The organism is Turicibacter sp. T129, from assembly GCF_025594975.1.
Classification (GTDB): Bacteria; Bacillota_I; Bacilli_A; order MOL361; family Turicibacteraceae; genus Turicibacter; species Turicibacter bilis.
Window position 1 is genome coordinate 1 of sequence record NZ_JAMQUU010000121.1, and the last position, 10,828, is coordinate 10,828.

Below are 10,828 nucleotides of genomic sequence, written 5' to 3' on the forward strand. Positions count from 1 at the left end.
ACGTACGGTGGTGTGAGAGGACGATGATTAAATTAATTAATTATCTCCTACTCGATTTGCTTTGAATAGGGGTGACCATTAAGGTTTGGTTGAATTGCTATCAAATCCTTTGGAGTTGGTAGACTTACTATAAGATGCTTTAATATCAAAGCAGTTTAATAAATAATTTTAAAATAAATTTCTAGACAGGATATTTAGTCACTAACAAAAAACACCTTACTGACTTTTCAGTAAGGTGTTTTTTGTTAGTGCATTGTTCTAAATAGTCCAATGACTTTCCCAACAATGATTACATTTTTTGCAATGATAGGTTCTAATAAATCGTTTTCTGGTTGTAAACGAATATAGTCTGATTCTTTAAAGAATCGTTTAACTGTTACTTCGTGATCATCCTCTAGCATGGCAACAACAATTTCACCGTTTAGTGCATCTTGTTGTTGTTGAACAATAATTTGATCGCCATCATGAATTCCAGCATTGATCATAGAATCACCACGAACATTTAACATAAAGACTTGTTGGTTTGATGGGATTAAATGTGTCGGAAGGGGAAAGAAATCATCAGGATTCTCAATTGCTTCAATTGGTGTCCCTGCTGTTACTTTACCGATGACCGGAACATTAATAACCGATTTTAATTCAATAACATTTGATGCTTGTTTTGGCTCTTCTTGTTTTGAGTCTGGTGATAAGATTACAATTCCACGTGTTGTTGACTTATCTTTACGAATAAGTCCCTTTTTTTCAAGTTGATTTAATTGATTATGAACGGATGCAGTAGATGATAATCCAACAGCTAATCCAATTTCACGGACACTGGGTGGATACCCTCGTTTATCAACTTCTTCTTTAATAAAATCAAGGATCGCTTGTTGACGTTTAGTAATAGGTTTCATGTTCTCTGACCTCCTTCCATTTAATAAGTTTATTATATCAGTAAATGTAGAATAAGGCAAACGTTTGTTCTTTTTGTGTTGACAACGAACAAGTGTTCTAATATAATAAAAAGCATAAATCGAACATTTGTTTTAAAAAGAGGGATTGAGATGTTTAATAAAATTTGTTTATTTATTTATGAATACCGTTGTTTATTAGGAGTTTATTGTTTTGGTTTAGCTCTATTAGGACTTTGTTTTGTTGACTTTACAACTTTAATTGAAAGCTTTAAGCCGCAAATGATTATTCCTTTTTTAGAAGTTATTGCTTATCAAGTGAAGTGAAATTTGGTATATTAATGAGGGTAGGATTAACGGAGGTGACGACATGTTAACAGCAGAAAAATTGAATCGTCTAAATGAACTTGCAAAAAAGAAGAAACTTGGAACAATCACGGATGAAGAATTAAAAGAACAACAAGCATTACGTGAAGAATATTTAGTGACTTTTAGAGAAAGTATGAAAAATACAATCGAAAACGTTCGTGTGATCGATCCAAATGGTGAAGATGTAACGCCTGAAAAATTAAAACAAATTCAAGCGAAGCGTCATACAGAAGAGATTCATTAAAATAAAAAAGACCTTTTTGAAATGAAAAAGGTCTTTTTTATTTTAATGATTAAGCTTCTACGATTGAGTCTGTTGGACAAACAGCTTCGCAAGCGCAGCAGTCGATACATACATCTGCATCAACAACATAGATATCTCCCTCAGAGATACATTCTACTGGACATTCAGCTGCACATGAACCGCAAGCGATACAAGTATCTAAAATTTTACGTGGCATAATCATTACCTCCCTACCAAAAGTACTAAATCATTATAGCATATCCAACTCCTTCACGTAATCCCTATTATATAAACAAATGGAAATACAAGTTTATCATGAAGGGAAATGTGGTGATTTTTAAAATAATCATGTAGGAAAACTTCATTTTTGTCTGAATCTTTAATATGTTGCTGACCTTGATTTTTATAACAAAATGAAAGAAAATAACTTTTTTTTCGAAAATATTGTAAATTTTTCGACAAAAGGGTATGATATAGATGGTATAAAAGGAGGTCAATAACGTGGAAAATAACATCTCATTACAATCAATTAATACAATTCGTACATTAGGAATCGATGCAATTAATAAGGCGAATTCAGGTCATCCAGGTGTTGTATTAGGGGCAGCTCCGATGGCATATACTTTATTTACAAAACATATGAATGCTAACCCAAGCAATAGTAATTGGTTCAATCGTGACCGTTTTGTGTTAGCAGCTGGACATGGTTCAATGTTACTTTATTCATTATTACATTTATCAGGATATAATGTAAGCATGGATGATATTAAACAATTCCGTCAATGGGATTCTAAAACTCCAGGACATCCAGAGTTTGGACATACAGATGGTGTTGATGCAACAAGTGGACCATTAGGTCAAGGGATTCCAATGGCAATTGGAATGGCTCTAGCAGAAAAATTCTTAGCTAGTCGTTACAATAAAGAAGGGTATCCATTAGTTGATCATTACAATTTCGTTATTTGTGGTGATGGAGACTTAATGGAAGGTGTAACGAGTGAAGCCTCATCACTTGCAGGTCACTTAGGGTTAGGAAAAGTCGTTGTTTTATACGATTCAAATGATATCTGCTTAGATGGAGACTTAACACAAAGCTTTACTGAAGATGTATTAAAACGTTATGAATCTTATGGTTGGCACGTTCAACGTGTTGAAGATGGAACTGATATTGACGCTATCAATGCAGCTATTGAATGTGCAAAACAAACAACAGATAAACCATCAATTATTGAAATTAAAACAGTCATTGGATATGGTTCAAAATTACAAGGAACGAATGCTGTTCACGGTGCACCGTTAGGTGAAGAAGATAGTGCTTATGCAAAAGCACAATATGGATGGGATCATGAGCCTTTCACCGTACCAACAGAAGTTTATTCTCATTTTGAAAATACAATCAAAGCTCGTGGAGAAGAAGCTAACAAAGCATGGGATGAATTATTCGCACGTTATTCAAAAGAATACCCAGAATTAGCTGAAGAATTAACAAAAGCAATGAACAATGAATTAATCATTGATTTAGCAGATGTTATGCCTTCATATGAAATCGGACATTCACAAGCAACACGTGATACAAATAATGAAGCAATTAATGCGATTGCAAATGCGATTCCTTACTTCTTAGGAGGATCAGCTGACCTTTCGCACTCAAATAAAACAAACATTAAAAATGGTGGGGACTTTTCAAAAGTAACACCAGAAGGACGTAATATTTACTTTGGAGTTCGTGAATTTGCGATGGCTTCGATGTTAAATGGTATGATGTTACACGGTGGGGTACGCGTATTCGGAGGAACATTCTTCGTATTCTGTGATTACCTAAAACCAGCGATGCGTATGGCAGCGTTAATGGGATTACCAGTGACTTATGTTTTAACACACGACTCAATTGCTGTTGGAGAAGATGGTCCAACTCATGAACCAATCGAACAATTAGCCATGTTACGTACGATTCCAAACTTCTCAGTGATTCGTCCAGCTGATGCAAATGAAACAGCAGCGGCTTGGCGTTTAGCAGTGGAATCAAAATCAACTCCAACAGCATTAATCTTAACTCGTCAAAACTTAACAACAATGGCTAACACTTCATACGAAGGGGTAAGTAAAGGGGCTTATGTTGTAAGTGAAGCACAAGGTAAGATGGATGGAATCTTAATTGCAACAGGTTCAGAAGTCAACTTAGCTGTAGCAGCACAAGAAGCTTTAGCTAATGAAGGAATCAATGTTCGTGTTGTAAGCATGCCTTCAATGGATTTATTCGAAAAACAATCTAAAGAATACCGTGAATCAGTTCTTCCAAAATCAGTGACAAAACGTATGTCAATTGAAATGGGAGCAACATACGGATGGCATAAATATGTTGGATTCGATGGCGTTGTTTTAGGAATTGATCGCTTCGGAGCATCTGCGCCAGCAAATCAAGTCATTGAAGCATACGGATTCACAGTTGAAAATGTTGTTTCTTTATACAAAGGAATGTAATGAATCATTAAAAGGTTGTTTCCTCATAGGGGAGCAACCTTTTTTTATTTCAAAAACTTACATTTTTTAAAGGTGGATGGATATTATGAAGTATCAAATCTAAGTAGAGATTTCGATTGGCTTGCGGGATTATTTTTTTGTTTGATATTAAAAATCTTTAGTTTACTACTGATCTATTTGTCTGAATATAAAAAAATTGATAAAATTATTCATTTACCACGGATGTTTAGTCAGTATTTATTGATATATGTGAACACTCTAAAAGGAAAGTTAGTGACTTAATAATCATCACACTTTTTTAATGATTAGCTTTTTAGGTTTATATGTTGCCACTATTTCGTTAGCTTATCAAATTAGCCTTAAAACCATGCTAGGAATGCCAATTATCAGTGAAGAGGTAGAGATTATCATGATAGGATTCATTACCTTATTAGGAGGAATTATTTGCTACTACCGAGATTTTTTTGTCGTTTTACTTTAGAACGAGTATCTAATACTTATTAGTGAATTCATCCCAAAACAACGAATGGCTGTTCATTGGTTATATTTATTAAGAGCTACTTATTGTAATGAGGGCATGGTGGGGGTTTTAAGCTTTGTGATGACGATTATTACGCTAAGCTATTTGAGTTTTTATCAAGTGAAATATACGATTTGTTCTAATCTATTTGTGATTGGTTTATTAGGATTGCTTGCTTATGAATTAGGAAGTTTAATTCATATGAGAATGATGGGAATCATAAATAGTGAACTTATCGGAATTTTCCTCATTCTTTTCTCAACCCTTTGGCACCTTCTTTTAAAAACGCTATCAATAGGTTAGTAAGGATGGTTTCTTTATCCTATATTTACTTGACATATTGACCATAATCTAGTATAAATTGAGTATAATAGTGGTCTATTGAATAGTAAAAACGTTTGGAGGAAATACATATGTTTACAAGTTGGGTATTTTGGTTATGGATTATTATCGCATTATTAGTAGGAGCTGTTGTTGGATTTTTCGTCGCACAACGTCAATTAAAGAAATATTTACAAAAAAACCCACCTATTAATGAAGAAGTCGTACGTACAATGATGATGCAAATGGGGCGTACACCTTCTCAAAAACAAATTAACCAAGTAATGAAACAAATTAATCAAAATATGAAGTAAAACTAAAAGCATTAGATGATCCTTAATCATTTAATGCTTTTCTTTTACTAAAAAATTTAGGAAATATATAAGTCACATAAGCCTTTTGCATCTTAAAACTTTTAAGACTCTACCAGCAGAGGAAATATGCTTCGCATAGCAGGTAACCCATGGCATAACTATTAAATATTTAATTTACCATAGTAGATGTAGAAAACATTTCTGTTTGTATGTAGAACAAATGGATATAGAACATAAAAAAATAGCCTAAATGGCCATTTTTTTCTTATAATTGGTTTTTATGTGTCATATATTCATTAACAACAACATCAAGTTCTTGGCTTTTGGCTACAGTTAATTCATGCACCATTCCAAGATTTTTAACTAATTCATGTAATTCAGCTTTGACTTTAGTAATGCGTGCATATAGGATTTGTGCCTCATTAGATGTTGTGTGTGTTGAACAATTACTCGTTTTCATATTATGTTTCCCCCAATGACGTGTTTATAAGAATGAAACTTTGTTCTCTGTCCCGTTTAAGATACGCTTATAATTTGGAATATGTTTAATAATAATAAGAGCTGCGAAGATTGAAAACATAATTTGTGCCGTTAAATCATAATTTCCGAACCAAACGATGAAGACAGCAGCGATGGAAATAATCGTTGATGATAGTGAAACCATCTTCCAAATTTTTAATGTAATAACGAAAATAATGAATAGTATCGCAAATAGAACGGGTGAGTAAAATAATATAATTCCAGCGCTTGTAGCTACAGCTTTTCCCCCTTTAAAATTAGCGAAAATGGGATAGATGTGACCGATTAAAGCAAATACAGCAATAATTAATGGTGAAATCGTTGCTCCCCCATAAGTAGCAATTAATAGAGCCAATCCCCCTTTTAAAATATCTAGAATAAAAACAACGGCCCCTCCTTTTTTTCCTAGAACACGGAACGCATTCGTGCTTCCTAGATTTCCAGAGCCGTAGTTACGAATATCTTTTTGATAAAAAGTCTTCCCAATCACAAGTGCTGAGGGGAATGAGCCTAATAAATAAGCGACAATCATTAAAATTATATTGTTCATTTAAATCCTCCTTTTTTGTAGAAATATTATAGCATAGAGTCTAATAATATTAGTCAAAATTACAAAAAAAATATAAAAAACTTCTTTTTCGACATATTTCACACTGTTATTCGTATTCTAATTAATGTATAATACTTTTATTTTGTATAGAAATAAAACAAAAGTTCGATGAATTTGTGCAAATAATCTCTTTTATTCTGAGGTAAAATCTTTTAAAATGAGATAATGGAAAGAGAAAGGAGTGTCATCATGTCGACGCACTTAAATTATAACGAAGATTCGATACAGGTACTTGAAGGATTAGAAGCGGTACGAAAAAGACCTGGGATGTACATCGGTTCTACAGATAGCCGTGGATTACATCATCTCGTTTATGAAATTGTTGATAATGCTATTGATGAAGTTTTAGCCGGTTACGGTAATTATATAAAAGTAACAATTCATGAAAATAATAGTATTAGTGTCCAAGACTGTGGACGTGGAGTTCCTACCGGAATGCATAAATCGGGAAAGCCAACTCCTGAAGTTATTTATACAGTTTTACACGCGGGTGGAAAGTTTGGAACGGGTGGTTATAAAACATCAGGTGGATTACATGGTGTAGGGGCCAGTGTAGTCAATGCCTTATCGGAATGGTTAGAGGTAACAATTAAACGCGATGGATCTATTTTCCGTCAACGCTTTGAAAAGGGTGGACATCCGGTTACGGGACTTGAAGTGATGGGTAAAACAAAAGAAACAGGAACATTAGTGACTTTCAAGCCAGATCCAGAAATTTTTTCAACAACAGTTTATTCTTTTGATATTTTAAGTGAACGATTACGAGAATCAGCGTTTTTACTAAAAGGATTAAAAATTGAATTAGTTGATTTAAGAAATGATAAAGAAGAAACGTTCTACTATGAGGACGGAATTAAATCGTTTGTTAGCTTTTTAAATGAAGGTAAAGATACGTTACATGAAGTCGTCTATTTTGAAGGTGAGAGCCAAGATATTGAAGTTGATTTTGCCTTCCAATACTCGGGAAGCTATTCAGAAAATATTTTATCATTCGTTAATAATGTCCGTACAAAAGATGGTGGAACACATGAAACAGGTGCAAAAGCTGTCTTAACCCGTATTTTTAATGATTATGCCCGTCGTAACGGACTTTTAAAAGAAAAAGATAAAAACTTAGAAGGTGCTGATATTCGAGAGGGATTAGCAGCAATTGTTTCTGTTCGTATTCCAGAGCGTTTATTACAGTTTGAAGGACAAACGAAAGCAAAGCTTGGAACACCAGAAGCACGTTCAGCTGTAGATAACGTTATTGCCGAAAAGTTAACATTCTTCTTTAATGAAAATGGAGCAGTTGCGACACAGTTAATTAAGAAGGCAGTGAAAGCGGCTCAAGTTCGAGAAGCGGCTCGTAAAGCACGTGAAGATGCCCGTAGCGGGAAAACAAAAAAGAAAAAAGAAACTAATTTATCTGGGAAGCTAACGCCAGCACAAACAAAGAATCCACAAAAGAATGAGTTATTCTTAGTCGAGGGGGATTCGGCGGGCGGTTCAGCTAAACTAGGTCGAAACCGTGCCTTTCAAGCGATTCTTCCATTGCGTGGTAAAGTTATTAATACCGAAAAAGCAAAAATGGAAGACATCTTTAAAAATGAAGAAATCAATACGATGATTTATACTATTGGTGCCGGAGTAGGGGCGAACTTTGAATTAAGCGATGTTAATTACGATAAAATTATTATCATGACCGACGCCGATACTGATGGTGCGCATATTCAAGTGTTGCTTTTAACATTCTTCTTCCGTTACATGAAAGAATTAGTAGAAGCAGGAAAGGTTTATATTGCTTTACCACCACTTTATAAAGTTTCAAAAGGTCAAGGTAAAAAACAAGTCATTGAATATGCTTGGACAGATGAAGAGTTAAATGATGTTATTGCAAAAGTTGGAAAAGGTTATACCCTTCAACGTTACAAAGGTCTTGGTGAGATGAATGCCGATCAGTTATGGGATACAACTATGAATCCTGAAACACGAACTTTAATTCAAGTAACCATCGAAGATGCTGCGGACGCAGATCATCGAGTGACAACACTCATGGGAGATAAAGTTGAGCCTCGTCGAGAATGGATTGAGCAAAATGTCGACTTTACCATGGAAGATGATTATGACATAGAAAGGGTGTAATTTATGAATAAAGCTACCCAAGAACGTGTGCAGGTCATGCGTTTAGAGGATATTATGGGTGATCGTTTTGGACGTTACTCGAAATATATTATTCAAGATCGTGCATTACCAGATGTGCGAGATGGATTGAAGCCTGTACAACGACGTATTTTATATGCGATGTATAAAGACGGAAATACTTATGAAAAACCATTCCGTAAATCGGCTAAAACAGTCGGTAACGTGATTGGTAACTATCATCCTCATGGAGATTCTTCCGTTTATGATGCTATGGTGCGTTTATCACAAGATTGGAAGCTTCGTGAACCATTAGTTCAAATGCATGGGAATAATGGTAGTATTGATGGCGATCCAGCAGCCGCGATGCGTTATACGGAAGCTCGTTTATCAGCTATTTCAGGATTGTTATTAAAAGATATCGATAAAAACTTAGTTGATTTTGTTCCAAACTTTGATGATTCGATGACAGAACCAACAGTATTACCAGCCTTTTTCCCAAACTTATTAGTAAATGGGGCAACAGGGATTTCAGCCGGTTATGCAACTGATATCCCCCCCCATAACTTAGGTGAGATTATTGACGCCGTTATTTATCGAATGAATCATAAACAATGTGCATTAGATGATATCTTAACGTTTGTTCAAGGTCCAGATTTCCCAACAGGTGCTATTATTCAAGGGGAACAAGAAATAAAAAAAGCCTATACAACTGGAAAAGGTCGTATTGTCATTCGTTCCAAAGCTGAGATTGAACCAGTTCGTGGAGGACGTGAACAAATCGTTGTCACTGAAATTCCTTATGAAGTGAATAAAGCAAATTTAGTGAAGAAAATTGATGATCTTCGTATTGATAAAAAAGTTGAAGGAATCATGGAAGTACGTGACGAAACGGACCGCAATGGATTACGAATCGTCATTGAACTTAAAAAAGATGTTAAATCAGAAATCGTCTTAAATTACTTATTTAAAAATACTGATTTACAAATCTCTTATAACATTAACATGGTTGCAATTCATAATAAGCGTCCAGTCTTAATGGGATTAATGGATTTAATCGATGCGTATATTCAACATCAAAAAGAAGTGGTAACTAACCGCTCAAACTTCGATTTAAAACGTGCTCGTGAACGTCAACACATTGTTGAAGGGTTAATTAAAATGGTGTCTGTTTTAGATGAAGTCGTTCAAATTATTCGTCATTCAAAAGACAAAGCAGATGCGAAGAAAAATTTAATTCAAGCCTTTGGATTCAGTGAGCGTCAAGCAGAAGCTATCGTGATGTTACAGTTATATCGCTTAACTAATACAGACGTCACAGCTCTTGAAAAAGAGAATGAAGAATTAACAAAAACTATTCAAGAATTAACAGCTATTTTAAGTAGTGAAACTAAACTGTTAAAAGTGATTCAAGATGAGTTGAAACAAGTTAAAAAGCAATTTGAAACACCTCGCCGTAGTGTCATTCAAAAACATATCCAAGAAATCAAAATTGATGAAACAGATATGGTTGTTAAGGAAGATGTCATGGTTGCAATCACAAAAGATGGCTATGTTAAACGTACAAGTCTACGTTCTTACAATGCTACAAAATCAGATACGTCAACGATGAAAGAAGGCGACGAATTAGTTGCTAAACTTCAGTTAGATACGCTTCAAACACTTGTCATGTTTACAAATCGAGGAAGCTTTATTTATTTACCAGTCTTTAAGTTGCCTGAGTTTAAGTGGAAAGATATTGGTCAACACGTTTCAAACTTAGTGACGATGGATTCAGAAGAAAAAATTATTGCGGTACATGCGGTTTCTAATTTCAAAACGGAAGAGTACTTCTTCTTTACGACTGCAAGCGGAATGGTTAAGAAAACTCGATTAAGTGATTTTGAGGTGACACGTTATAACCGTGCCATGGTAGCCATGTCGGTTAAAGAAGATGATGAATTAATTTCAGTCATTCGTTGTACGTTTATGAACGATGTCATTATGGTAACAAAAAATGGATATTTGTTAAAGTTTAGTGATGATGAAATTACCCCAACTGGATTAAAGGCGATGGGAGTCAAAGGGATTCAATTAGGAGCAGATGATCAATTAATTAAAGTTGTTTTAGCCTCTGTTAATGATGAAATTTTGCTGTTAACGCAACGTGGAAATATTAAAAAATTAAAAGTAAAAGACATTGCGTTATCAACGCGTAACAAAAAGGGATGTTTAGGAATTAAAACCATTAAATCAAATCCACATCAATTTGTTGATTGTATCAAGGTTTTACCAAAACAAGAGGTTTCAATTTTAACAATTGATGGGATAACTAAATTAAATACAATACTTAAACCTGTTGATTTAAACTCAGTTGGAACAAATATGGTTGATGCTGAAGTCTTTAAATTTGTGGTTGAAGATATAGAATAAAAAGGGGCTGTATCAAAATGACTA

Annotated in this window: 11 protein-coding genes; 7 read left to right on the plus strand and 4 right to left on the minus strand. The window is 34.4% G+C overall.

Features of this window, described 5'->3' with window-relative positions; genetic code table 11:
• Nucleotides 1-245: 245 nt before the first annotated feature.
• Nucleotides 246-896 carry a transcriptional repressor LexA gene (gene lexA / locus NEH75_RS13310; RefSeq protein ID WP_055276315.1) on the minus strand — a complete coding sequence of 217 codons (651 nt, stop codon included), beginning with the start codon at nt 894-896 and terminating at the stop codon, nt 246-248.
• A 150-nt stretch (nt 897-1,046) separates the two neighbouring features.
• Here lexA and NEH75_RS13315 point away from each other — a divergent pair, with 150 nt between their 5' ends.
• Both NEH75_RS13315 and NEH75_RS13320 read left to right on the plus strand, forming a co-directional pair.
• Nucleotides 1,047-1,220, plus strand: a complete 174-nt coding sequence (locus NEH75_RS13315) for a hypothetical protein (RefSeq protein ID WP_156344104.1) — start codon at nt 1,047-1,049, stop codon at nt 1,218-1,220.
• Nucleotides 1,221-1,263: 43 nt separating this feature from the next.
• On the plus strand, nt 1,264-1,506 hold the full coding sequence (locus NEH75_RS13320; protein WP_055276317.1) for a DUF896 domain-containing protein: 243 nt from the start codon (nt 1,264-1,266) through the stop codon (nt 1,504-1,506).
• Between the two features lie 49 nt (nt 1,507-1,555).
• Here the strand turns inward: NEH75_RS13320 and NEH75_RS13325 are convergent, their stop codons facing one another.
• Nucleotides 1,556-1,723, minus strand: coding sequence for a DUF362 domain-containing protein (locus NEH75_RS13325; protein ID WP_055276319.1), 168 nt, complete (start codon nt 1,721-1,723; stop codon nt 1,556-1,558).
• A gap of 284 nt (nt 1,724-2,007) precedes the next feature.
• On the opposite strand from NEH75_RS13325, the gene tkt reads away from it, so the two are divergent.
• From tkt to NEH75_RS13340, 3 genes are all read left to right on the plus strand, one after another.
• Nucleotides 2,008-3,987 carry a transketolase gene (gene tkt / locus NEH75_RS13330; RefSeq protein ID WP_055276321.1) on the plus strand — a complete coding sequence of 660 codons (1,980 nt, stop codon included), beginning with the start codon at nt 2,008-2,010 and terminating at the stop codon, nt 3,985-3,987.
• Between the two features lie 580 nt (nt 3,988-4,567).
• A complete protein-coding gene (locus tag NEH75_RS13335; RefSeq protein ID WP_055276324.1) occupies nt 4,568-4,810 on the plus strand; it encodes a hypothetical protein in 243 nt (80 codons plus the stop codon).
• A 110-nt stretch (nt 4,811-4,920) separates the two neighbouring features.
• Nucleotides 4,921-5,142, plus strand: coding sequence for a YneF family protein (locus NEH75_RS13340; RefSeq protein ID WP_055241239.1), 222 nt, complete (start codon nt 4,921-4,923; stop codon nt 5,140-5,142).
• 265 nt (nt 5,143-5,407) lie between these two features.
• On the opposite strand, the gene NEH75_RS13345 is transcribed toward NEH75_RS13340, so the two are convergent.
• Together NEH75_RS13345 and plsY are read right to left on the minus strand one after the other, a co-directional pair.
• A complete protein-coding gene (locus NEH75_RS13345) occupies nt 5,408-5,602 on the minus strand; it encodes an aspartyl-phosphate phosphatase Spo0E family protein (RefSeq protein ID WP_055241237.1) in 195 nt (64 codons plus the stop codon).
• A gap of 24 nt (nt 5,603-5,626) precedes the next feature.
• On the minus strand, nt 5,627-6,211 hold the full coding sequence (gene plsY / locus NEH75_RS13350) for a glycerol-3-phosphate 1-O-acyltransferase PlsY (protein ID WP_055241235.1): 585 nt from the start codon (nt 6,209-6,211) through the stop codon (nt 5,627-5,629).
• A gap of 249 nt (nt 6,212-6,460) precedes the next feature.
• Here plsY and parE point away from each other — a divergent pair, with 249 nt between their 5' ends.
• Both parE and parC read left to right on the plus strand, forming a co-directional pair.
• On the plus strand, nt 6,461-8,395 hold the full coding sequence (gene parE / locus NEH75_RS13355) for a DNA topoisomerase IV subunit B (RefSeq protein WP_055276326.1): 1,935 nt from the start codon (nt 6,461-6,463) through the stop codon (nt 8,393-8,395).
• Nucleotides 8,396-8,398: 3 nt separating this feature from the next.
• Nucleotides 8,399-10,804, plus strand: a complete 2,406-nt coding sequence (parC, locus tag NEH75_RS13360) for a DNA topoisomerase IV subunit A (protein ID WP_055305019.1) — start codon at nt 8,399-8,401, stop codon at nt 10,802-10,804.
• Nucleotides 10,805-10,828: the final 24 nt, after the last annotated feature.

Bases quoted from the DNA above. Each gene is read 5' to 3' on its own strand.
- lexA (WP_055276315.1), bottom strand. From the start codon at position 896: ATGAAACCTATTACTAAACGTCAACAAGCGATCCTTGATTTTATTAAA.
- NEH75_RS13315 (WP_156344104.1), top strand. From the start codon at position 1,047: ATGTTTAATAAAATTTGTTTATTTATTTATGAATACCGTTGTTTATTA.
- NEH75_RS13320 (WP_055276317.1), top strand. From the start codon at position 1,264: ATGTTAACAGCAGAAAAATTGAATCGTCTAAATGAACTTGCAAAAAAG.
- NEH75_RS13325 (WP_055276319.1), bottom strand. From the start codon at position 1,723: ATGCCACGTAAAATTTTAGATACTTGTATCGCTTGCGGTTCATGTGCA.
- NEH75_RS13340 (WP_055241239.1), top strand. From the start codon at position 4,921: ATGTTTACAAGTTGGGTATTTTGGTTATGGATTATTATCGCATTATTA.
- NEH75_RS13345 (WP_055241237.1), bottom strand. From the start codon at position 5,602: ATGAAAACGAGTAATTGTTCAACACACACAACATCTAATGAGGCACAA.
- plsY (WP_055241235.1), bottom strand. From the start codon at position 6,211: ATGAACAATATAATTTTAATGATTGTCGCTTATTTATTAGGCTCATTC.
- parE (WP_055276326.1), top strand. From the start codon at position 6,461: ATGTCGACGCACTTAAATTATAACGAAGATTCGATACAGGTACTTGAA.
- parC (WP_055305019.1), top strand. From the start codon at position 8,399: ATGAATAAAGCTACCCAAGAACGTGTGCAGGTCATGCGTTTAGAGGAT.